Annotated in this window: 23 protein-coding genes; 7 read left to right on the forward strand and 16 right to left on the reverse strand. The window is 66.8% G+C overall.

Going from position 1 to position 20,654, the window contains the following annotated elements:
• The first annotated feature begins 5 nt into the window (after nt 1–5).
• Genes fliM through fliQ form a run of 5 tightly spaced genes read left to right on the forward strand, consistent with a single transcriptional unit; the run spans nt 6 to nt 2,914 of the window.
• Nucleotides 6–983: a flagellar motor switch protein FliM gene (gene fliM, locus ACZ5V4_RS09415; protein ID WP_464314594.1), complete on the forward strand. Its 978-nt coding sequence runs from the start codon at nt 6–8 to the stop codon at nt 981–983.
• Nucleotides 984–999: 16 nt separating this feature from the next.
• Complete coding sequence (fliN, locus tag ACZ5V4_RS09420) at nt 1,000–1,554, forward strand: flagellar motor switch protein FliN (protein ID WP_464314595.1); 555 nt, start codon at nt 1,000–1,002, stop codon at nt 1,552–1,554.
• Nucleotides 1,547–1,960, forward strand: a complete 414-nt coding sequence (fliO, locus tag ACZ5V4_RS09425; RefSeq protein WP_464314596.1) for a flagellar biosynthetic protein FliO — start codon at nt 1,547–1,549, stop codon at nt 1,958–1,960. Before fliN ends, fliO begins: the two co-directional genes overlap by 8 nt.
• Nucleotides 1,863–2,633 carry a flagellar type III secretion system pore protein FliP gene (gene fliP / locus ACZ5V4_RS09430; RefSeq protein ID WP_464314597.1) on the forward strand — a complete coding sequence of 257 codons (771 nt, stop codon included), beginning with the start codon at nt 1,863–1,865 and terminating at the stop codon, nt 2,631–2,633. Before fliO ends, fliP begins: the two co-directional genes overlap by 98 nt.
• Nucleotides 2,634–2,644: 11 nt before the next feature.
• A complete protein-coding gene (gene fliQ / locus ACZ5V4_RS09435; protein WP_464314598.1) occupies nt 2,645–2,914 on the forward strand; it encodes a flagellar biosynthesis protein FliQ in 270 nt (89 codons plus the stop codon).
• A gap of 354 nt (nt 2,915–3,268) precedes the next feature.
• Here the strand turns inward: fliQ and ACZ5V4_RS09440 are convergent, their stop codons facing one another.
• The gene (locus ACZ5V4_RS09440) at nt 3,269–4,120 is read right to left on the reverse strand and encodes an ABC transporter substrate-binding protein (protein WP_464314599.1); all 852 of its coding nucleotides are present in this window, start codon (nt 4,118–4,120) and stop codon (nt 3,269–3,271) included.
• 114 nt (nt 4,121–4,234) lie between these two features.
• Here ACZ5V4_RS09440 and ACZ5V4_RS09445 point away from each other — a divergent pair, with 114 nt between their 5' ends.
• Nucleotides 4,235–4,891 carry a trimeric intracellular cation channel family protein gene (locus ACZ5V4_RS09445; RefSeq protein ID WP_464314600.1) on the forward strand — a complete coding sequence of 219 codons (657 nt, stop codon included), beginning with the start codon at nt 4,235–4,237 and terminating at the stop codon, nt 4,889–4,891.
• Between the two features lie 25 nt (nt 4,892–4,916).
• Here ACZ5V4_RS09445 and ACZ5V4_RS09450 read toward each other — a convergent pair whose 3' ends face one another.
• Nucleotides 4,917–5,747 (reverse strand): sugar phosphate isomerase/epimerase family protein, encoded by an 831-nt coding sequence (locus ACZ5V4_RS09450; protein WP_464314601.1) that lies wholly within the window; start codon nt 5,745–5,747, stop codon nt 4,917–4,919.
• Between the two features lie 72 nt (nt 5,748–5,819).
• Between ACZ5V4_RS09450 and trxC the strand changes: the two genes are divergently transcribed.
• Nucleotides 5,820–6,254: a thioredoxin TrxC gene (trxC, locus tag ACZ5V4_RS09455; RefSeq protein WP_464314602.1), complete on the forward strand. Its 435-nt coding sequence runs from the start codon at nt 5,820–5,822 to the stop codon at nt 6,252–6,254.
• A gap of 312 nt (nt 6,255–6,566) precedes the next feature.
• Here the strand turns inward: trxC and ACZ5V4_RS09460 are convergent, their stop codons facing one another.
• The 14 genes from ACZ5V4_RS09460 to hmcC all read right to left on the reverse strand — a co-directional run bounded on the left by ACZ5V4_RS09460 (nt 6,567) and on the right by hmcC (nt 20,587).
• Complete coding sequence (locus ACZ5V4_RS09460; RefSeq protein WP_464314603.1) at nt 6,567–8,330, reverse strand: M99 family carboxypeptidase catalytic domain-containing protein; 1,764 nt, start codon at nt 8,328–8,330, stop codon at nt 6,567–6,569.
• On the reverse strand, nt 8,314–9,102 hold the full coding sequence (locus ACZ5V4_RS09465) for a hypothetical protein (protein ID WP_464314604.1): 789 nt from the start codon (nt 9,100–9,102) through the stop codon (nt 8,314–8,316). Before ACZ5V4_RS09465 ends, ACZ5V4_RS09460 begins: the two co-directional genes overlap by 17 nt.
• A gap of 1 nt (nt 9,103) precedes the next feature.
• Nucleotides 9,104–10,396, reverse strand: a complete 1,293-nt coding sequence (locus tag ACZ5V4_RS09470; protein ID WP_464314605.1) for a L,D-transpeptidase family protein — start codon at nt 10,394–10,396, stop codon at nt 9,104–9,106.
• A gap of 41 nt (nt 10,397–10,437) precedes the next feature.
• Complete coding sequence (gene pyrE / locus ACZ5V4_RS09475) at nt 10,438–10,989, reverse strand: orotate phosphoribosyltransferase (protein WP_464314606.1); 552 nt, start codon at nt 10,987–10,989, stop codon at nt 10,438–10,440.
• Complete coding sequence (purB, locus tag ACZ5V4_RS09480; protein WP_464314607.1) at nt 10,986–12,284, reverse strand: adenylosuccinate lyase; 1,299 nt, start codon at nt 12,282–12,284, stop codon at nt 10,986–10,988. Before purB ends, pyrE begins: the two co-directional genes overlap by 4 nt.
• Nucleotides 12,285–12,363: 79 nt before the next feature.
• Entirely contained in the window at nt 12,364–12,654 is a 291-nt protein-coding gene (locus tag ACZ5V4_RS09485; protein ID WP_464314608.1) for an FmdB family zinc ribbon protein, read from the reverse strand.
• A 307-nt stretch (nt 12,655–12,961) separates the two neighbouring features.
• Nucleotides 12,962–13,663 carry an ABC transporter ATP-binding protein gene (locus ACZ5V4_RS09490; protein WP_464314609.1) on the reverse strand — a complete coding sequence of 234 codons (702 nt, stop codon included), beginning with the start codon at nt 13,661–13,663 and terminating at the stop codon, nt 12,962–12,964.
• Nucleotides 13,651–14,454, reverse strand: a complete 804-nt coding sequence (locus ACZ5V4_RS09495) for an ABC transporter ATP-binding protein (RefSeq protein ID WP_464314610.1) — start codon at nt 14,452–14,454, stop codon at nt 13,651–13,653. Before ACZ5V4_RS09495 ends, ACZ5V4_RS09490 begins: the two co-directional genes overlap by 13 nt.
• A complete protein-coding gene (locus ACZ5V4_RS09500; RefSeq protein WP_464314611.1) occupies nt 14,451–15,323 on the reverse strand; it encodes a branched-chain amino acid ABC transporter permease in 873 nt (290 codons plus the stop codon). Before ACZ5V4_RS09500 ends, ACZ5V4_RS09495 begins: the two co-directional genes overlap by 4 nt.
• Nucleotides 15,324–15,326: 3 nt before the next feature.
• On the reverse strand, nt 15,327–16,277 hold the full coding sequence (locus ACZ5V4_RS09505) for a branched-chain amino acid ABC transporter permease (RefSeq protein ID WP_464314612.1): 951 nt from the start codon (nt 16,275–16,277) through the stop codon (nt 15,327–15,329).
• Nucleotides 16,278–16,479: 202 nt separating this feature from the next.
• The gene (locus ACZ5V4_RS09510; protein WP_464314613.1) at nt 16,480–17,649 is read right to left on the reverse strand and encodes an ABC transporter substrate-binding protein; all 1,170 of its coding nucleotides are present in this window, start codon (nt 17,647–17,649) and stop codon (nt 16,480–16,482) included.
• Nucleotides 17,650–17,719: 70 nt separating this feature from the next.
• Complete coding sequence (locus tag ACZ5V4_RS09515) at nt 17,720–19,096, reverse strand: glycerate kinase type-2 family protein (protein ID WP_464314614.1); 1,377 nt, start codon at nt 19,094–19,096, stop codon at nt 17,720–17,722.
• A gap of 168 nt (nt 19,097–19,264) precedes the next feature.
• Nucleotides 19,265–19,405 (reverse strand): sulfate respiration complex protein HmcD, encoded by a 141-nt coding sequence (gene hmcD / locus ACZ5V4_RS09520; RefSeq protein ID WP_464314615.1) that lies wholly within the window; start codon nt 19,403–19,405, stop codon nt 19,265–19,267.
• Nucleotides 19,406–19,420: 15 nt separating this feature from the next.
• Nucleotides 19,421–20,587 carry a sulfate respiration complex protein HmcC gene (gene hmcC / locus ACZ5V4_RS09525; protein WP_464317825.1) on the reverse strand — a complete coding sequence of 389 codons (1,167 nt, stop codon included), beginning with the start codon at nt 20,585–20,587 and terminating at the stop codon, nt 19,421–19,423.
• Nucleotides 20,588–20,654 lie beyond the last annotated feature (67 nt).

Consider the following 20,654-nt stretch of genomic DNA (forward strand, 5'->3'; position numbering starts at 1 on the left):
AGGGCATGAGCAAGATCCTGAGCCAGGAAGAGGTCGATACCCTACTTCGCGGCCTCACGGGCGGAGAGCTCGAGGCCGAGACCGAAATCCTGGAGGACGATTCGGGCATCGTGCCCTTCGACCTCTCCAACCAGGACCGCATCATCCGCGGGCGCATGCCCGTCCTGGAGATCATCAACGACCGCTTCGCGCGCCTGGCCACCAACGCCATGGCCAACGCCATGCGCAAGCGCGTGGACGTGAACCCGATCTCCATCGACATGTCCAAGTTCGGCGACTTCATGCGCAGCCTGCCCGTGCCCACCTCCATCAACATCTTCAAGCTCGACCCCCTGCGCGGCAACGCCATCCTCGTGGTGGACTCGCGCCTGGTGTTCGCCCTGGTGGAGAACTTCTTCGGCGGCGCGGGCAGCCAGCCCAAGGTGGAAGGGCGCGACTTCACGCCCATCGAGCAGGCCATCATCGCCAAGGTGGTGCGCCTGGCCCTGGCCAACCTGGAGGACGCCTGGAGGCCCGTGCACGAGGTGCACGTGGAGTTGATCCGCTCCGAGATCAACCCGCAATTCGCGGCCATCGTGCCGCCGTCCGACGTGGTGGTGGTGGTCACCTTCGAGGTGGAGCTGGAGAACGCCATCGGCTCCATGATCGCCTGCCTGCCCTACGCCACCATCGAGCCCATCCGCTCCAAGCTGTACGCGTCCTTCCAGTCCGAGCGCCTGGAAGTGGACCACGCCTGGATCAGCCGCTTCAAGGAGCGCCTCATGGAGACGCCCGTGGAGGTGGTGGTGGAGTTCGGCAAGACCCAGCTCTCGGGCAGGCAACTCCTTTCGCTCAAGGAGGGCGACATCATCCTCCTGGACACCGACGTGGAGGACCTGCTCAAGGCCGAGGTGCAGGGCGTGAAAAAATTCTGGGGAGTCCCGGGAACCGTGAAGTCCAACAAGGCCTTCCAGGTGATCCGGGAAGAAGAAACCCATTTCTAAAGTGGAGGAGGCTGCCATGGCCCCCGACGATGTCGATCAAGACCAACTCGCCGCGGAATGGGCCGCGGCCCTCGAATCCGACGACAAATCCGGCTCGGTGGACCCCTTCGAGCAGGCCCTGGGCGCCATGGGCGGCTCGGGCGGGGGCGGCGACGACGCCCTGGCCGAGCAGTGGGCCGCCGCCCTGGCGGGCGAGGAAGAGACCGCCGTCAAGAAAGAGCGCGAACAGGCCCAGCTCTCGGCCAAGAGCAAAACCGCCGCGTTCAAGGATTTGACGCAGGACGCCAAAGCCCCGCGCGCGGAGACCGGACGGCGCGACCTGGACTTCATCCTGGACATCCCCCTGGACGTCTCGGCGGAGCTCGGGCGCACCAAGCTCCTCATCAACGAGCTCCTGCAACTGGGCCAGGGCTCGGTCATCGAGCTGAACAAGCTGGCCGGCGAGCCGCTGGAGATCTACGTCAACGGCAAGCTCGTGGCGCGCGGCGAGGCCGTGGTCATCAACGAGAAGTTCGGCGTGCGCCTGACCGACATCATAAGCCCCATCGAAAGGGTGAAGCAGCTTGGCTGAGCTCACCGTCCCCATCACCCCTCCCCCGCCTCCGCCGCCCTCGGTGGACATGGGCGGGGCCGTCATCCAGATGGCGGTCGGGCTGCTGCTCATCCTGGCCATCATCCTGGTGGCGTTCTGGATTCTTCGCCGCTACGGCCCCCGCTTCGGCTTCGGGGGCCAGGCCAGGGCCCACGGCATGCGCATCGAAGGCCACCTCACCCTGGGGCCGCGCAAGAACATTATGGTGGTCCGCTTCTTGAATAAGCTCATGGTGCTCGGGGTCACGGATCAGAGCATCAATCTGCTGACAGAGGTGGACGTTTCCGATGACGACAACGACTTCGAAGCCGCTCTCGACAAGGCTGCCCGCCGCCCTGGCGCTCCTGGCGGCCCTGGCCCTTCCGGCCCTGGCCCAGGCGGCTGAGCCGACGTTCACGCTCAACCTCGCGGCTGGCCAGAACCAGCCGCAGCAGGTGAGCACGCTCCTGGAAATCCTCATGCTGCTGACGGTGCTGTCGCTGGCGCCGTCCATCATCCTCTGCTGCACCTCGTTCACGCGCATCATCGTCGTCTTCTCGTTCCTCAGGCAGGCCATGGGCACGGGCCAGATGCCGCCCAACCAGATCATGGCCAGCCTGGCCATCTTCATGACCGTGGTGATCATGTACCCCACGGGCAAGCAGATCTACGACGAAGCCCTGAACCCCTACATGGAAGAGAAGATCGGCCTCACCGACGCGGCCAAGAAGGCCGAGGTGCCCCTGCGCGCGTTCCTCTTCAAGCACACCCGCGAGAAGGACCTCTCCGTCTTCTACACCATCACCAAGATGGAGCAGCCCAAGACCAAGGAGGACGTGCCCACCATCATGCTCACGGCCGCCTTCATGATCAGCGAGCTCAAGACCGGCTTCACCATCGGATTTCTGGTCTACATCCCCTTCCTGGTGCTGGACATGGTGGTCTCCAGCGTCCTTCTGGCCATGGGCATGATGATGCTGCCCCCGGCCATGGTGTCCATGCCCTTCAAGCTCCTGCTCTTCGTCATGGTGGACGGCTGGAGCCTCATGACCGCATCCCTCGTCAACAGCTTCGTGTGAGGTAACGCCCCATGACCCCTGATACCGTCATCGGATTCGCCCGCTCCGCCATCGAGATCACGCTTTTGCTCTCGCTGCCCATGCTCGCCGTGAGCCTGGTGGTGGGCGTGGTGCTCTCCGTGCTCCAGGCCGCCACCCAGATCCAGGAGGCCACCCTGACCTTCGTGCCCAAGATCGTGGCCATGTTCGTGGCCCTGATCCTGGCCTTTCCGTGGCTCATGGACAAGATGATCGTCTTCACGCGCGACCTCATGCTCAACCTGCCGCAGTACATACGCTAGGCGCGCCGGAAGGTTGACGCCTCCGCAAGGCAAGAGCGGCCCGGACGGGGCGAGAATCCGTCCGGGCCGCTTCGATCACCTCTGGCAGGAGGATGGATCGCAATTTTACAAGAGTGCCTCCGGCGGCCAGGGGGAGAAGCCTCCCCCTGGACCCGGCTTTCAGCTTCGCGCCGTTACCGGCCGCTTCACGGCTGTTCTTTCCCCGTCGTTCACAGTTCGCCCGTCCTGGCCGCGCGTCCTGTTCCGGCCGCCGCCGGGGGGAGTGCGGCGACGGATCGTCTTCGAATCGGTCCTAGCCGCGCCGCGCCCGGCGATGGACGGAACAGGACGCGCGGCGGCCGAAGAATCCCGCGATCAGTCGTCGTACTTCTTGGCGTAGGCCGCGTCGTTGTAGAGCGCCTCGCCGTACTCGGCCTTGCCGAAGCCCCTGATGATGTCCTGGCCTTCCTTGGAGGCCACGAAATCGATGAACGCGGCGGCGGTCTCCGCCCCGGGGGTCGCCCCCTTGGGCTGGGCCAGGGCGTGGTAGGTGTTCACGAGCATCTTGTCGCCCTGGAAGAGTATCCCGAGCTTGGGCGTGTTCTTCTTCTCGGCCACCCACGTGGAGGAGTCGGTCATGAAATACCCGCCCTCGTCGTTGGCGCGCTTGAGCGTGGCGGTCATGAAGTCCTTGGTGACCACGTACCACGGCCCCGAGGGCTCCATCCCGGCGGCCTTCCAGATGGCCATCTCCTTCTGGTGCGTGCCGGAGTTGTCCCCGCGCGAGAAGAACTTGGCCTTGGCCGCCGCAATGGCCTTGTAGGCATCCACCGCCGTCTTCACGGACTTGATCCCGGCCGGGTCCGCCGCCGGCCCCACGATGAAGAACTCGTTGGAGCCGATGAGCGTCTTCTTCACGGCCCAGCCGTCCTTCACGGCCTCGTTCACCTTGGCCGGGGCGTGGACCATGACCATGTCCACCTCCTTGGCCTTGAGGTAACCCAGCGACTCGCCAGTGCCCGCCTTGACCCACTTGAGGGTGGCCCCGTCCTTCGCGCCGAAGGCCTCGCCCAAAAGCTTGAGGAGCCCCAGCTCCCCCGGGCTGCCCGTGGCCAGTGTGAACACCTTGGGCCCGCCGCCGTAGACTTCCGCCACCTTCACTTCCGCCGACGCCAGCACCGGGAACAGCAGCCCGGCGACGAGAAACGCCAAGATCCGTCTGGTCATGAATCTCCCCCTGCTATGCCATGTTTGGCATAGCAATAGGGAAAACAGGCCGCCGAAGTCAACGAAACCGCGCTTGCCCTTGCCTTGGCACGCTTTCGGTGCCAGAGAGCACCCATGGACTCTCAGCCCTTCCAACTCCCCATCGCTTTGGACCTGGCCGCAGTGTTCCTCATGGCCATCACCGGGGCCATCGAGGCCATCCGCCGCGAGTTCGACCTTATCGGGCTCACGGTCCTGGCCCTGGCCACCGGCGTGGGTGGGGCGCTCCTGCGCGACGGCGTGTTCCTGCAAAACGGCATCAGCCCCATCCTGCTGGACGAGCGCTACCTCTGGGCCGTGGCGGCCGCGGCCGCCCTGGGCCTGGCCTTCGGGGCGCGAGCCGAGGTCTCGCGGAAGCTCATCGCCGGGGTGGACGCCCTGGCCCTGGGGGCCTACGCCGTGGTCGGGGCGGACAAGACCCTGGGCCTGGGCCTGGGCTTCGTGCCCGCCGTGCTGGTGGGGGTGGTCAACGCCTGCGGAGGAGGCGTGCTGCGCGACCTGTTCACGGGAGAGCGGCCCATGGTCTTCAAGCCGGGCCAGTTCTACGCCTTCGCCGCGCTGATAGGATGCCTGATCTACGTATCCCTGAAAAAATACACGGACTTCCCGCCCCTCATGGCCGCGCTCCTGGCAGTGGCCGTCACCTTCGGGCTTCGCGTGCTGGCCATCTGGCGCAACTGGAGCACCGCCCCGATCGGCGAGGGCGGCATCTGGAAGCGCCTGAAGCGCTGATCCGGGCAAACCCCGCCTTGCGCCCTCAGACGCGCCTGGAAGGCGCTTTCACGCCAAGCGGCGAGAACCACTCGGGCCGCTCGCGCACGTAGTCCATGGCCGCGTGGAAGGCCTCGGGCGTGTGGGGCTCGAAGGTGACGCTCGGCGTAAGCCCCCTGGCGGCCAGCCCCCCGAAGAAGGCCTCCCACGGGATGGCCCCCTGCCCCAGCCCCTTGTGCTGGTCCGCGCTGCCGTCGTTGTCGTGCAGGTGCAGGTGCGACAGGAGCGGGGCGAAACTGTCCAGCCACGCCTCCAGGTTCCCGCGCGCCACGCCCTGGGCGAAGCTGTGCCAGTGGCCCACGTCCAGGCACAACCCCACGCCCTCTCCATGCTCCTTCCGAAGCGCCTCCACCACGCCCGCGACCGTGGCCGGGTCGGGCTCGAAGGTGTTCTCCAGGTACAGGGGGGGATGTCCCGGCCATGCCTCCAGCACGGCGTTCCAGGTCGAAAGCGCCCTCTCCAGCCAATCCCCGTAGCTGCGCATGTAGAGCAGATGGTCGTACTTCACGTGCCCCACCAGGTGCGCCGGCGCATACACCTGGGCCACTTCCATGGCCTTGACCAGCCGGTCGCGGCTGGCCTGGCGCACGAGGTTGTCCGCGCTGCCGGGCTGGAGGTCGAAGAACGGCAGGTGCAGCGAGCAGGCCAGCCCCTCGCCCGCCAGGCGCGCGGCCATTTCCCGGTGCCAGGCCATGTCCACCATGTCCATGAGCACCGGGTCCAGGCCCAGTTCCGGGTTCACGCCGCGCGAAAGGAACTCCGCGAGCGTTCGCGGGTCGCGCTTCACGGCGCGCAAGGTCAGGTTGACGAAAAACATGGGCTCTCCTCGACAAAAGCGGAAAAAGAAATAGTATGGACTCTTGAACCCGAATTCAACCAGGAGCCGCGCATGCCCGATACGAGAAAGGTCACCTGCCCCCACTGCCACACGCGAAACCGCGTGGTTCCCGGCCGCGAGCTGGAGGCCTCCTGCGGCAAGTGCCACGGGGAGCTTTTCCCGCGAAAGCCCGTGGAACTCACCGAACAGACCTTCGCCAAGCACGTCCAGGACACGGACGTGCCTCTGCTCGTGGACTTCTGGGCCCCGTGGTGCGGGCCGTGCCGGATGATGGCCAACGCCTACGAGGAGGTCGCCAGACGCCTGGAGCCCGAAATCCGCGCCGCCAAGGTGAACACCGAGACCGAGCAGGTGCTGGCCGCGCAGATGGGCATCCGCAGCGTGCCCACCCTGATCCTCTTCAAGAACGGCAAGGCCGTGGACTCCATCTCCGGCGCGCTCGACGCCAACAACCTGGAGAGTTGGGCGCGCTCGCGGGCCATGTAGTGACGAAAGGGGAATCGGGGCGCTGCCCCGAACCCCGCAAGGGCTCCGCCCTTGACCCGGCAGGGGGATGATCCCCCTGCACCCTCTATAGCTTCGCGCAGGTCACCGGTTGCATGATACTAGGCCGCCCTCCTGGCTGGAAGCGCGCTTCCAGCCAGGAGGGCGGCCATATTTCATGGTGATGGTGAAGCCCGCGAAGCGAATCGCCGGGGTCTGGGGGCAGGCATCTGCCCCCAGCGGGTCCAGGGCAGCGCCCTGGTGGGTCGAGGGCGAAGCCGTCGCCGGGGTGCGGGGCAGCGCCCCGCCTTGGCCTTAGAATCCCCCGCCGCCGCCCGAGGAGCCGAGTTCGGCCAGGGACACGGCCGTGGTCCCTGCCACGAGCATGGCGCCGATTTCGGCGAAGGTAGTGGCCTGGCGGATGACGATCTGGTCCTTGTCGGCCACGGTGAAGCTCTGGCCCTGGCGCACCGGGAAACGCCCGGCGAAGAGCTGGACCATGCCCGAGGGGCCGTTGGAGCGCACGTCCTTGAGCGTGTAGCGCCCTGGGGCGAGCCTGAGCGGCTTGCCCGCGTCCCAGGGCAGCACGAGCTCGCGCCCGTCGCCCGCGGCGAGCACCAGGTCGCGCACCTGCCGGGGCCGGACGTGGATGGTGAATTTGGTCTCGGGCTCGCCCGGGGTCTCGCGCACCACCTCGTAGCGGTAATCGCCGCTTTCGAGGGGTGTGACGAACTTGGGGATGAAGCTCTTGGGGTCGAGGATGATCTCCTGCCCGGCGTCCTGCCCGTCGTTCTTGCCCACGCGGGTGACGTAGCCCTTGAGGTTCAGCACCTCGTCCTTTTTGCTGCCCCAGATGCCTTCGAGCACCAGCTGGTCGCCCTGCACGGCCTCCAGTTCGCCTCCGGCGGGCACGAGCTTCAGCTCCCCGCCCAGCCAGCACGCGAAGCGCGGCGTGGCCGATTTCTCGGTGGCGGGCCAGTCGCCGTTCCATTCCAGGGCGGCCTTGGCCAGCACCACGCCGTCGGCGCGCACGTCCAGGCCCGTGAAGGGCGAGAGCGGCAGGCGCGGGGCCTTGGCCAGGTTGAAGCCCGGGCGGTCCGAGGCGAACACGGCGGGCACGGGGCTCAGGTCGGGCTTGTCGCGGGCCACCTCGCAGCGCACGTCCAGGGGCTTGCCCGGGTCGAGCTTCAGGCGCTTGGTGTCCGGGGTGAGTTCCCTGCCGTTCACCAGCACCTTGATGTTGCGGCTGGGGTAGGCCTTGAGGTCCTCGGCGGTGAGGCGCGGCGCTTCGAGCTCCACGCCGAAGTGGCGCAGGAAGGCCACGGTGACCTGGAGCTGCTGGGAGACCTTCCAGGACAGGTCAGGGATGTTCTTGCTCACCTCCACGGCCAGGGCCGGGATGCCCACGTTCGAGAGCGCGTAGTAGGTCAGGGACTTGCGCTGCTCCAGGTAGCGGGAGCGGTCGTTGAAGGTGTCCATGTTGAACACCTGGAAGCACCAGTCCTTGGGCTTCACGTTGGCGTTGAGCCGCTCGAGGGTCTGGCGCACGCCGCGTTCGAGGTCCAGGGCGCCCTTGCGCGAGCTGGCGTCGATGATCACGGACTGGCCGTAGCGGTGCGGGCCGCGCAGGTCGCTCACGCGCTGGGGGCTGTAGAAGCCGGAGCCCTCGTGCAGGTGGATGAGGGCCTGGCTCTGGGAAACGAGGTAGCGGATCACCCTGGCCAGGCGGTCCTCGTAGAATTCGTTGTAATCCTTGTCGAAGCGGCGGTTCAGGTCCACGTTGATCTGGCGCCTGCGCTCGTGGATGGAGGGCGGGTTGGCCCGGGGCACGACGATGACGGTGCCGCGCGCGACCTTGGCCCGGGTGAGCACCTGGGCGGTGAGGAAGCCGCCCGCCTCGTCGCCCTGGATGCCGCCCTGGACCATCACCGTGGGCCCGGGCTGCTCGCCCTTCAGGAAGTGCACGTCCAGGGCGTACTGCGTGCCCGGGAAGAACGTGTGCACCTCGGCAAGGGCCGGGGCGGCCGTGAGCAGCGCGAGGAGCGCCAGCGAAAGCGCCAGGCTACTGCTGCGGCGCAAGGGGGTAGGTCTCGCTGAAGATGGTTTTACCCGAGGAGTTGGCGAGCACGAGCCTGAAGCCGAAGACCGAGGCGGGGTCGACGCCCTTGGGCAGCTGGGCCTGGGCCGTGACCTGCTTGAAGCGCTGGATGCTGAAATTGAGCTCGTCCTTGCCGGTCTGGAGCGGGGAGAGCGCGCCGTCGCGCGTGACGGCCAGGAGCTGTCCGCTTCCGGCCAGGGGCTGGGGCTGGAGGTTGGAGAGGTCGAAGGCGCAGTGCGCGCCCTTGGCGTCCACGCGGCCCTTGAAGTTCTCCACGCCCACCTGGCCCGAATCCACCTTGCCCATGACCTCGGAGAGGTCGAACCCGGCGGGCTTTTCGGCTGGCGGGGGCGCGGGCTTGTCCTTGGGGGCGTCCTTGGGCTGGGGTTCCTTGGGGGAGTTCTTGGCCTGGGCGAGTTGCGGCCTCGCGGCGGGCTCCAGGCCGAGGCCCGCGAGCAGCTGCTGGAGCTCGTTCTGGTCGGAGGTCTGGAGGAGCTTCTCGATGTTCTGGAGGCGCTCAAGTTTGAGAAGCGCCTCGGAGAGCCTTCTCTCCACCTCGCGGCGCTCGCCCTGGGCCTCCTGGGTGCGCGTCCAGAACTGGTAGGCCGCGAACATGCCGCCCGTGGCGGCCAGCACGGCCAGCACGAGGAAGTAACTGACAGCGCGGATCCAGCCCGGGCGAAGCCGTAGGCGCTTGGCCGGTTGCTCGTCGTGGAACCAGATTACGTTGAGCTTACCCGGTTTGCGTCCCATGCTAGATCTTGCTCCAGTCCTCGTCCAGGATGACCCAGGCCTCGCCGGCGGGGCCGAACAGGAGCTTCTTCTTGCCCTTGTCGCTCAGCCCGTCCTTGCTGGCGTACTCCTGGACGAACTGCACCAGCACGCCCTCCTGCACCAGGGAGACCTTCAGGTCCTTGACGCCCACCTTCTTGGGGGCCTTGTTCCCGGCCCAGAGCTGCTTCTTCTGCTCCTGGATGGAGCCCTTGCCCTTGCGGTCGCCCTGCACGGCGTTCTCGCCGTAGAACTGCATGTACTCGGCCAGGCGGCCCTTCTCCCAGGCCTGCCTCCAGGCCTCCACGGCCTTGAGCACGTCGGGGCGGACGCGGTCGAGGTACTTGGCCTCGAGGCCCAGGGTCGTCTCCACGTACTCCACGCCCACCACCACGAAGCGGCCCTCGGCGTTCTTCTGCCAGTACAGGCGCTTCACGCCCTCGCTGGTGAGCGCGGGCGAGCGGTAGAGCTGGCCGAAGTAGGTCACCCAGTAGTCCGGGCCCTGCACGGCGCGCACGTCGTCCAGGAGCACGTGGATCCAGGGCAGCTTGGAGAAGAGCTGGCGCTTCTGGCCCCGGAAGGCCTCGAAGGGCTCGGCCGTGGACACGGCGTATTTCTGGGCGTCGTGGAAGGCGAAGAAGTCCTCTGACTTGCGCGACCAGGCCTTGGCCCACTCCAGGGTGGCGGCCACGACCTCCTTGGCCTCCCGGGAAGCCTGGGGCACGTCCTTGGACCAGTGCACCTCGTTGGCGATGACCACGGGCAGGACGCGCTTGGTGAACTGCGGGTCGAGTTCCTTGATGTCGGGGTTGTTCAGCGCCACGCAACCCCTGCTCTCCATGGGAGTGATGGGCTTGCCCCGGCCGTGGATCCAGATCCCCGAGCCCTTGCGGCCGTTGATGACGTCGATGGGGTTGGGGTAGTTGAGCGTGAAGGCCAGGTCGCCGTACAGGCCGAAATCCAGGCCGCCGTTGATGCGCTCCTTGATGAAGTAGACGCCTTCGGGGGTCTTCAGGTCGCCCTCGCGCCACTTGGTGCCGGGCTCCTGCCCGGTGGTGCAGGGCAGCTGCTTGATGGCCTGCAGCGGGCTCTTCTGCTCGAAGAACCAGAACGTCTGGGAGGACTTGTCCACGGCCAGGAAGCGCTGCGGACCGTACGGGTCGGCCCGCAAGTCCGCGGACCAGCCCAAATCGGCGGCGAGGGCCGGACAGGCCCAGAACAACACTGCAGCGAGAAAGAATCCCAAGGCGGACTTTTTGGAAAGTGGCGAGTCCACGGTCCGGCTCCTCCATGAGTCGACGGTGGTCTTGAAGGTTTTCAACTCCCCTTGGCCGCGACCAGGTCGGCGCGAGTGAAGATCGCCTTCAGGTCGTATCCTGCGGCGGCCAGGTTTTCCCGGCCCCCTTCCTGGCGGTCGAGCACGGCGAGCACGGCCACGATCTCGAGCCCTGCGTCGCGCACGCGCTCGCAGGCCTTGAGGAGCGTTCCGCCGGTGGTGACCACGTCTTCGAGCATGGCCACCTTGTCGCCCTGTTTGAAGTTTCCGAGCCCTTCGAGGTACTGGTTGGTGCCGTGGCCCTTGGACTGCTTGCGCACGATGAACCCGGGCAGCGGCCGCTTGCCGATGAAGGACATCACGGTCACGGCGCTGACCAGCGGGTCCGCGCCGAGGGTCATGCCGCCCACGCCCTGCACGTCGATGCTCGAGAGCATTTCGCAGAAGATGGAACCGATGAGAAAGGAACCTTCGGGATGCAGCGCCGTGGGCTTGCAGTCGAAATAATAGTCGCTTCGCCGTCCGGAGGTGAGCAGAAAATCGCCCTCGCGGTAGGACTTCTCAAGTATGATACGCGCAAGCCTTTGTTTCACGCCCCGAACACCCTTTCGTAGATGGCCTGTTCCTGTTTCAGGAAGTTGGCCGGATTGAACAGCTCATCGAGTTTTTCAACTCCAAGCGCGTTGGCGATGGCCGTATCACGGCGCACTTCATCGGGAAAGAGCTTTTTTTCCGTCCAGCAGCGCATGGCCACGGCCTGCACCGCTTCATAGGCCTTCTGTCGGTCCATTCCGGCCTCGTCGATGAGCGCCAGGAGCACGGCCTGGGAGAAGAAGAGCCCGTAGGAGCCCCAGAGGTTGCGCTCCATGTTCTCCGGGATGATCCGAAGCCCGGAGAGAAGCCCGGCGAGCCTGTGCAGCATGTAGTCGGCCAGGATGGTGGAATCTGGCATGATCACGCGCTCCACCGAGGAGTGCGAGATGTCGCGCTCGTGCCACAGGGCCATGTTCTCCATGGAGGCCAGGGAGTTGGTACGCAGAAGCCTGGAAAGCCCGGCCAGGTTCTCTGCCGAGATGGGGTTCTTCTTGTGGGGCATGGCCGAAGAGCCCTTCTGACCCTTGCCGAAGCCCTCCTCCACCTCGAGCACCTCGGTGCGCTGCAGGTGGCGGAGCTCCACGCAGAGCCGCTCGATGCCGCCGCCCAGGAGCGCGAGCGACGTGAAGAACTCGGCGTGTCTGTCGCGCTGCACGATCTGGGTGGAGATGGGGTCGGGCGTGAGCCCCAGGATGGCGCAGGTCTTCTCTTCCACTTCGGGGGAGAGGTAGGCGTAGGTGCCCACGGCGCCCGAGATCTTGCCCACGGCCACGTTGTCCGTGGCCCTGGCCACGCGCTCGCGGTGGCGGGAGAACTCGGCGTAGAAGACCGCCATCTTCAGCCCGAACGTGGTGGGCTCGGCGTGGATGCCGTGGGTGCGGCCCATGCACAGCCTGCCCTTGTGGGCCGTGGCCATGTCCTTCAGCACGTCAAGCAACTTGTCCACGCCCGCGACGATCATCCGGCCCGCGCGCATGAGCAGCACGCCGTTGGCCGTGTCCACGATGTCGGAGCTGGTGCAGCCCAGGTGGATGAAGCGCGCCGAAGGCCCGACGAGCTCCTCCACGTTGGTCAGGAAGGCGATGACGTCGTGGCGGGTGCGCTCCTCGATCTCCAGGATGCGCTCCACGTCGATGTCCGCCTTGGCGCGGATGGTCTCCATGTCCTGGGCCGGGATGCGGCCCATGGCGTGCCAGGCCTCGCAGACGGCGAGCTCCACTTCCAGCCAGACCCTGAACCTGTTCTCCAGGCTCCAGAGCCTGCCCATTTCCGGGCGGGTGTAGCGGTCTATCATGTGGTGAGGTTGGTTGCTGCGCCCGCTGCCGGGCCTTGTAAACAAGCAAGGCAGCCGAAGCTGCCTTGCGGGGCCGTGTTCAATTGGCCGAACCCCCGGATGAACCGGCGGCGGGCGCGGCGGCCGGAGCCGCCTCCGCCTTGGGGGCGGGCGTGGACGACGACGTCCCGGCGTCGGAGCCGGAGGACGACGGCTTGGAGTACAGATCGGAATACCAGCCGCCGCCCTTCAGGACGAAGGACGTGCTGGAAATGAGCCGCTCCGCCTTGCCCCCGCACACGGGGCAGGGGACCTGGCGTTCGGCGAAGTCCTTCTGCCACTCCTCGAACGTCTGCTGGCATTCCTGGCAGCGGTATTCGTAGATGGGCATGGCTTCCTCCTCGACAACGCAAATAGTAACAGCCCCGGAAATATGACCAGGGCTGCCGGTTGTCAAATGGTCCGGTGGAATTGGCTGGAGAGCTGCGCGGGCTCTAGGACTTCTTGGCGGCCTTGGCGGCGCGCACGCGCTCCTTCAGGCGCTCCTGGCGGCGCTTGCGGCGGCGGTCCAGCTCTTTCTTGCGTTCGATCTTCTTGTGAGCCATGGGTGTATCCTCCTGGCGGTATGCGCTCGAGAAAAAAGTCCCTAATGATTTGGCCCCGGGCTGTCCAGGTGTTTTTTCCACCTGCCCGGCGCGCTAGCCCAGGTACGCCTTCTTCACGCGTTCGTCCCCGGCCAGCTCCCTGGCGTCGCCCTCGGCCACGATGGCCCCGGCCTCCAGCACGTAGGCGCGGTTGGCGGTCTTCATGGCCAGGTTGGCGTTCTGCTCCACGAGCAGGATGGTCACGCCGTCGGCGTTCAAATCCTTGATGATCTGGAAGATCTCCTGGACGATGATCGGGGCCAGGCCCAGGCTCGGCTCGTCCATGAGCAGAAGCTTCGGGCGGCACATCATGGCCCTGGCGATGGCCAGCATCTGCTGCTCGCCGCCGGAGAGCGTGCCAGCCAGCTGGTTCTCGCGCTCCTTGAGGCGCGGGAAAAGCGCGTAGGCGCGCTCCAGGTCCTTGCGCACGCCGGAGGCGTCCGAGCGCACGTACGCGCCCAGCTCCAGGTTGTCGCGCACGCTCTGGCGCGCGAGCACCTGGCGGCCCTCGGGGCAGTGGGCCAGGCCCAGGCGGACCACCTTGTCCGGGGTGAGCCCGGAGAGGTCGCGCCCCATGAAGGAGATGGAGCCCTCGCGCGGGTGCACCAGGCGCGAGATGGCGCGCAGGATGGTGGTCTTGCCCGCGCCGTTGGCCCCGATGAGCGTGACTATCTCGCCCTGCTCCACCCTGATGGAGGCGTCGCGCACGGCCACCACGGGCCCGTAGGCCAGCGTGACCCGGTTCAGCTCAAGCATGCCGTCTCTCCATGGCCGGTTTCGGATTCGCCCTGGCCCAGGTAGGCCTCCACCACGGCCGGGTCGCACTGCACCTCGTCCGGAGTGCCCTTGGCGATGAGCTCGCCGAAGTTGAGCACGGCCACGCTGCGGCACAGGCCCATGACCATGGGCACGTTGTGCTCGATGAAGACCACCGTCAGCTCGAAGCGGTCGCGGATGTCGCGGATGAAGCGCGCCAGGTCGACCTTCTCGGCCGGGTTCATGCCGGCGGCCGGTTCGTCCAGGAGCAGGAGTCTGGGCGAGAGCGCGAGAGCGCGGGCGATCTCCAGGCGGCGGCGCGCGCCGTAGGGCAGGCTCGCGGCCGGCGCGTCGGCGCGGTCCCTGAGCCCGACCAGCTCGACCAGCCCGCGCGCCTTCTCTAGGGCCTCGCGCTCGTGCTCGCGCGAGGAGCCCGTGCCCAGCACGCTGGGCCACAGCCCCACCCCGCCCCTGGCGTGCAGGGGCACGCGCACGTTGTCCAGCACGGAGAGCCCGCCGAAGAGGCGGATGTTCTGGAAGGTGCGGGCCATGCCCAGAAGCGCGATCTCGGCCGGGTCCAGCCCGGTGATGTCCCTGCCCTGGAACACCACCCGGCCCGAGCTCGGCCGGGTGAGCCCGGTGAGCATGTTGAAGAGCGTGGTCTTGCCCGCCCCGTTGGGGCCGATCAGGCCGAAGATCTCGCCCTCGGCCACCTCGAACTCCACGCCCATGACGGCCATCAGGCCGCCGAAGCTCTTGGAGAGGTTCTCGACTTTCAGCACGGCGCTCACGGCTTGCTCCTGGAGAAGAGGCCGACGATGCCGCGCGGCATGTACACGCACGCCAGCACCAGAACCAGGCCGTTTAGGATCATGCGCGAATCCTTGAGCGGGCGCAGCAGCTCCGGCAGGCTGACCAGCAGGGCCGCGCCGAGGAGCGCGCCCCACTTGGAGCGCGAGCCCCCGATGAGCACGTAGGCCAGGCAGGCCACGGCCGCGTCGAAGGTGCCCTGGCGCGCGTTCCAGGTGTTCAGGAAGGGCGCGCTCATGGCCCCGACCACGCCCGCCAGGGCGCAGCCGATGACGAAGGCCTGCACCTTGCGCCAGGTGACGTTCACGCCCATGGCCCGCGCGGCCAGCTCGTCCTCGCGGATGGAGAAGAAGAGCCTGCCGAGGCCCGAGCGCTCGAGCCTCCAGATGAAGAACACGGCCAGCGCGAACAGGGGGCCGAAGAACCAGAAGTAGGCGAGCCTGCTCTCGAAGGGCTGGGGAATGCCGAAGATGCCCACGGCCCCGCCCGCGACGGGCATGTTCAGCACCACCACGCCAAGCACCTGCACGAAGGCGATGGTGGCCAGCGCTAGGTAGATGCCCCGGAGCCGAAGCGCCGGAAACCCGAGCCCGAGCCCCAAAAGCACCGAGATCACCAGGGCGGTCAGCCACTCCAGGGGGTAGATGAGGTAGCCCAGGGAGTCGCGCAGGGGGGCCAGGTCCGGGTGCGTGCCCACGATGGCCGCCACGTAGCCGCCCAGGGCGTAGAACCCGATGCTCGCAAGCGACAGCTGCCCGGCCATGAGCGGGAAGTAGAGGCTGAGGCCGAGAAGCGCCTGCTGGATCACCGTGACGAAGAGAAAGCCGTAGCGCGAGATGAAGTCTTCCATCGGCTACACCTTCTGCTCCACGTTTTTGCCCAAGAGGCCCTGGGGCCTGACCAGCAGGATGACGAACAGGAGCACGTAGGCCACTGCCTCCTTGTAGGAGGACATGTCCGGCGGCAGGAAGGCCTCGGCCAGGCCGATCACCAGCCCGCCAGCCACCGCGCCGGGAATCGAGCCCAGCCCGCCCAGCACGATCACGGCCAGGGCCTTCAGGCCGTAGGCCACGCCGAAGTACGGCCCGGCCAGGCCGAAGCTCACGCCGATGAGCGTGCCCGACATGCCGCCGAGGATGCCCGAGATGAAGAACGTGCCCAGGATGAACGTGTCCACCCCGATGCCCAAGAGGCTGGCGGTGTCCGGGTTCTCGGCCGTGGCGCGCAGGGCCTTGCCCTGCTTGGTGAACTGGATGAACCACACCAGGAGCCCGAGCATCACGAAGCTCACCCCCAGGAGGATCACCTGCACCGTGCGCACGGCCACCAGCTTGTCCCCGACCTTGAAGATCATGGCCGCGGGCAGCGAGCCGAACACGTCCGGCGGGAAGGAGTAGATCTCCGCCCCGAAGAGGTACTGGATCAGGTTCACGAGGATGAGCGCCACGCCGAGGCTCGACACCAGGGCCAGCAGGGCGTCCGCCCCGCGCCTGCGCAGCGGCCTGAAGGCCAGGCGCTCCACGGCCATCCCGGCGAGGCCGGACAGGGCCGCGCCCACCACCAGGGCCAGCACGAAGGGCAGCTTGAAGGGCAGGCTCACCCCGGCCAGCAGGCCGTTCAAGCCGAACTGGCCCACGGCCAGCACGTAGGTGAGGTAGGCCCCGAGGGTGAACACCGCGCCATGGGCGAAGTTGATGATCCCCAGGATGGAGAACACCAGCGTGTAGCCCAGGGCGAACACGGCGTAGACGCTGCCGATGGAGAGCCCGTTGAGGAAATTCTGAAGAAACCAGGCTAGGGACATAACTGGCCGAATGTGTCGAACCGTTGCAGGGCCTGCGCGGCGCGGACATGCCGGCGCCGCGCGGCCGGGGAGCGGGCGCTCCGGGGGCCGCCTCTTGCCGCGCGCTTTCCGCCGCCCGCTTGCCGCGCGCGCCGGAGAGCTCCCTCCCGCCCTCTCGGCCGGGAAAGACGTGGGGCGGGCACTGGGCCCGCCCCCGTCAAGACTACTTCGTCAGGACGAAAGCCCCGGTCTTGCCGTCGGGGTTCATCTTGACGGTGGAGACGTAGAACTGCTTCTGGACGACCTCGCCTTCGGGGGTCAGGGTGATCTCGCCCACCGGGGTGACGAAGGAACCGGTGCGCAGGGCCTTGTTCAGGGCCACGCGCACTTCGGCCAGGTCCATGTCCGTTATCTTCTTGCCGGTGTCCTTCTCGATCTTCCTGAGCGACTCGACCACGACCTGCACGGCGGTGAAGGCCTGGGCGGCGAACTGCGGCGGAGTCTTCTTGTAGGCTTCCTCGAACTTGGCCACGAAGGCCTTGTTGGTGGGGTTGTCGGCCTGCGGGCTGTAGGCCTGGGCCACCAGGATGCCCTCGCACAGGGCGCCGCACACGGGGAACATGTTGGTGGAGTTGAAGCCGTTGCCGCCGACGATGAGGCCCTTGTAGCCCAGCTGCCTGAGCTGCTTCACCAGGTTGCCGCCGTCGGCGGCGAGGCCGGAGATGACCAACAGGTCGGCGTTGGCGCCGAGCACGGCGGTGACCTGGGTGGTGAAGTCGGTGTCGGTGGTCTGGAACTTCTGGATGGTGACGACCTCGAGCCCCAGGCCCTTGATGGCTTCCTGGAAGATGCCGGTCTCCGAGGTGGAGAAGGCGTCGTTCTGGGCGTACATCACCACCACGCGCTTGATGTTGGGATTGAGCGCCATGGCCTTCTTCAGGGAGTTGGGGGCCACGTCGGTCATGGGGGCGGAGATGCGGCCCACGAACTCGCCGATCTGGGGGATGCCCTTGGCGGTGGTGGAGGGCCCGATCACGGGCACCTTGGCGCGGTCCGCGATGGGGCAGGCCGCAAAGGCCTGCTGGGACAGGGTGGGGCCGATGATGCTCACCACCTTGGCGGTGATCAGGCTCTGGAAGGCGTTCACCGCGCCGGCCTCGTCGCCGGCGGTGTCCTGGTAGACCAGCTTGATGGGAGTGCCGTTGATGCCGTTCTGGGCGTTGAAGTAGGCCTCGGCGATTTTCGCGCCGTTCATCTGCTCTTCGCCGAACAGGGCGACGTTGCTGGTGGTGGCCACGGCGATGCCGATGGGAACGGGGCTGGCCACGGGGTCGGCCATCGCCGGCGCGGCGAAAGCCAAGAGCAGGGCCAGGAGCATCACGACTCTGGTCATGCGGTCCTCCAGGACGTTTGATTGTGTCGGAAACGAGGCAAAATCCTCTCTTATGTGCATTCTTGTCAAGCTATATCACCAGGATCATGTGCAGGTCGCAGACGTTGGTCATGGTGGGGCCGGTCTTGTAGAGCCCGCCCAGTTCCTCGAAGAAATGATAGGAGTCGTTCTCGGCCAGGGCGCGCGTCATGGAGAGGCCCCTTTCGCGCGCCTCGCGCAGGAGTTCGGGCGTGGCGAAGGCCCCGGCCGCGTCCGTGGGGCCGTCCGAGCCGTCGGTGGAGGCCGAGAGGTAGTAAATGTCCCTGCCGGACTCGGGGTCCTTGTCCATCTCGGCCAAAAAGGCCAGGGCCATCTCCTGGTTGCGGCCGCCCTTGCCCGGCCCGGTGAGCGTGACCACGGTCTCCCCGCCCAGGAGCACGCAGGCGGGCTTGGGCACCAGCATGCCGGAGCGGCGCACGTCGCGGGCGATGCCGGCCTGGAACTTGGCGGCCTCGCGCGCCTCGCCCGTGAGCAGGCAGGTCAGCGGCGAGACGTTGTAGCCCTTCTCCCGGGCCTTGTCCGCAGCGGCCATCATGGCCGCGTGGTTGGTGCCGATGAGGATGTTGTCGGCCAGGGCGATGGCCGGGTCCCCGGGCTTGACCGTTTCCTCGATCAGGCCCTGCTCGCCGAGCGTGAGCACCTTGAGCACGTTTTCCGGCAGCTTGTCCGCGATGGCGTACTTGCGCACGATGGCCATGGCGTCGGCGAAGGTGCCCTGGTCGGCCACGGTGATGCCCGAGGCGATGGTCTGGAGGCAGTCGCCCACCACGTCCGAGAGGATGAAGTTCAGGCTTTTGGCCGGGGCCATGAGCTTGAGGAAGCGCCCGCCCTTCAGGTCCGAGAGGTGCTTGCGCAGGCAGTTGATCTCGCCGATGTCCGCCCCGCAGGCGAGAAGCGCCCGGGTGGTGGCCTGCTTGTCCGCGAGCGTCAGCTCGATGCGCTCACCGGCCGCCTCGCAGGTCATGGGCGCGGGCAGAAGCGCCGAGCCGCCTCCGGAGATGCAGGTGATGACCAGCGTGGAGGCGTCCGCGCCCCTGGCCATCCCGGCCAGCCTGCTCGCGGCGGCAACGCCGTTCTCGTCGGGCACGGGGTGGCCCGACTCCATCTGCTCGATCTTCTTCAGTTCGTCCGTGTGGCCGTACTTGACCACCACCAGCCCGCCGGAAAGCCTGTCGCCCAGGATCTCCTCGAAGGCCCTGGCCATGCGCGCCGAGGCCTTGCCCCCGCCCAGCACGATGATGCGCGCGAAGGGCGCGAGGTCCACGCGGCGGACCACGTCCTCCATGTCCACCACCAGGGTCTGGCCCTCCAGCCGGACGCGGTTCTTGATCATCTTGTAGGGGTCGATGCGGTCGAGGGCCGCGGTGAAGATGGCCTCGAGATCGGAGACGGGATCGGCGATGGGCATCGGTGCTCCTTGGGGGAGGGTATTGGGGTGTCCGTGCGCGCCGGTCTGACCGGCCTGCCGATACTATCCGCGCGGAGTCTGGTTCGCAAGCGCCCGGCCGGGCGCGGAACGAGAAAAGGGCCGCGAAGCGTGCGCTTCGCGGCCCCGGCTAGACGTCGCGGGTGCGGCCTAGTGGTGGTTGTCGTCCTTGGGCTCCTTGCCCGTGAGGAACTTCCACCAGCCCACCGCGCAGGCGAGCGCGATGGCCATCAGGATGTAGGCCGCCGCTTTGGCGAAGACCATCTGGTCGTGATAGACGTGGAATTCCATCTTCTTTCTCCTCGCTTAGTGGTGGTCCTTGTAGGCCGGGTGGTCGGAGAAGATGGCCATGTACTTCGAGATGAAGCGGAAGCACAGGATGATCAGCGTGACCACGAACACCGAGACGATGATCTCCTGGACCGAGGGCATGTAGCGCTGCTCGGGGGCCAGGTTGATGTTGAAGGCGAACCAGGAGACGTTGAAGCGGTTGAACACGATGCCCAGCACGGAGATCGTGGCGGCCGCCTTGATGGTCCCGGTGTTCTTCGAGCGGTAGCCCACGGCGTAGAGGAAGCAGGGCAGCGCGACGAAGCCCAGCATCTCGGCCCACCACATCAGGGCAAACTTGCCGTCGAAGAGGTAGGCCCACTTGTGTTCTCCGGCAATGGGAACCCACTTCATGAAGAAGTAGCCGAAGAGCACGATGGAGCAGGCCTTGGCGAACATGAACAGCACGCCGTCATGGTCGCGATTGTACTCGGCGCTCATGCGCGAGTGCATGTAGTGGTGCGAGATCGTGCCCTCGAAGATGACCATGGACATGCCCGCGACCATCGAGGAGATGAAGAACTGCAGCGGCAGGTGCGAGGTGTACCACAGCGGGTGCATCTTGCTGGGCGCGATCAGGTAGAGCATGCCCAGCGAGGACTGGTGCATGGTGGAGAGCACGATGCCCATGATGGTCAGGGCGATGGTGCACTTGTGGATGATGTGGCTGATCTTCTGCCAGCCCACCCAGTCGGTGAAGTTGGGCAGCCACTCGATGGCGAGCACCGTGACGTACAGCATGACGCACAGGCCCACTTCGAAGAGCACGGAGCTGGTGCCCTGGGAGACGAACACCGGGTAGGGCAGCTTCCAGGGCTGGCCCACGTCGTAGAGCAGGGCGTACACGACGAAGGCGTAGCCCAGGAACGCCGTGAGGATCGCGGGCTTCACGGCGGTGCGGAAGCCCTTGATGTTGAAGATCAGCGCGGCTGCGGTGGTGGTGTAGCCGCCGGCCGCGAGCGCGACGCCGCAGAGCAGGTCGAAGCTGATCCAGATGCCCCAGGGGTTGTTGTTGTCCAGGTTGGTGGTCGCCGCCAGGCCGCCGATGAAGAAGCGGTTGATGGTGACCGCAACGCCCACCACGAAGATCGCCGAAAGGATCGGGTGCTCCTTGACGAACTGGAGGTAGGTGGCGGGGTTCATAAGACTCTTGATGACGCCCCAGGCTCCGGCCGGAGGCAGGATGACCGGTTCAGCGTGGTTATGCTGG

The organism is Fundidesulfovibrio sp. YSD1, assembly GCF_055397115.1.

Excerpts from the sequence above, each read along its gene's own strand:
- fliM (WP_464314594.1), top strand. The coding sequence starts at position 6 with ATGAGCAAGATCCTGAGCCAGGAAGAGGTCGATACCCTACTTCGCGGC.
- fliN (WP_464314595.1), top strand. The coding sequence starts at position 1,000 with ATGGCCCCCGACGATGTCGATCAAGACCAACTCGCCGCGGAATGGGCC.
- fliP (WP_464314597.1), top strand. The coding sequence starts at position 1,863 with ATGACGACAACGACTTCGAAGCCGCTCTCGACAAGGCTGCCCGCCGCC.
- fliQ (WP_464314598.1), top strand. The coding sequence starts at position 2,645 with ATGACCCCTGATACCGTCATCGGATTCGCCCGCTCCGCCATCGAGATC.
- ACZ5V4_RS09440 (WP_464314599.1), bottom strand. The coding sequence starts at position 4,120 with ATGACCAGACGGATCTTGGCGTTTCTCGTCGCCGGGCTGCTGTTCCCG.
- ACZ5V4_RS09445 (WP_464314600.1), top strand. The coding sequence starts at position 4,235 with ATGGACTCTCAGCCCTTCCAACTCCCCATCGCTTTGGACCTGGCCGCA.
- ACZ5V4_RS09450 (WP_464314601.1), bottom strand. The coding sequence starts at position 5,747 with ATGTTTTTCGTCAACCTGACCTTGCGCGCCGTGAAGCGCGACCCGCGA.
- trxC (WP_464314602.1), top strand. The coding sequence starts at position 5,820 with ATGCCCGATACGAGAAAGGTCACCTGCCCCCACTGCCACACGCGAAAC.
- ACZ5V4_RS09465 (WP_464314604.1), bottom strand. The coding sequence starts at position 9,102 with ATGGGACGCAAACCGGGTAAGCTCAACGTAATCTGGTTCCACGACGAG.
- purB (WP_464314607.1), bottom strand. The coding sequence starts at position 12,284 with ATGATAGACCGCTACACCCGCCCGGAAATGGGCAGGCTCTGGAGCCTG.
- ACZ5V4_RS09485 (WP_464314608.1), bottom strand. The coding sequence starts at position 12,654 with ATGCCCATCTACGAATACCGCTGCCAGGAATGCCAGCAGACGTTCGAG.
- ACZ5V4_RS09490 (WP_464314609.1), bottom strand. The coding sequence starts at position 13,663 with ATGCTTGAGCTGAACCGGGTCACGCTGGCCTACGGGCCCGTGGTGGCC.
- ACZ5V4_RS09500 (WP_464314611.1), bottom strand. The coding sequence starts at position 15,323 with ATGGAAGACTTCATCTCGCGCTACGGCTTTCTCTTCGTCACGGTGATC.
- ACZ5V4_RS09505 (WP_464314612.1), bottom strand. The coding sequence starts at position 16,277 with ATGTCCCTAGCCTGGTTTCTTCAGAATTTCCTCAACGGGCTCTCCATC.
- ACZ5V4_RS09510 (WP_464314613.1), bottom strand. The coding sequence starts at position 17,649 with ATGACCAGAGTCGTGATGCTCCTGGCCCTGCTCTTGGCTTTCGCCGCG.
- ACZ5V4_RS09515 (WP_464314614.1), bottom strand. The coding sequence starts at position 19,096 with ATGCCCATCGCCGATCCCGTCTCCGATCTCGAGGCCATCTTCACCGCG.
- hmcD (WP_464314615.1), bottom strand. The coding sequence starts at position 19,405 with ATGGAATTCCACGTCTATCACGACCAGATGGTCTTCGCCAAAGCGGCG.
- hmcC (WP_464317825.1), bottom strand. The coding sequence starts at position 20,587 with ATGAACCCCGCCACCTACCTCCAGTTCGTCAAGGAGCACCCGATCCTT.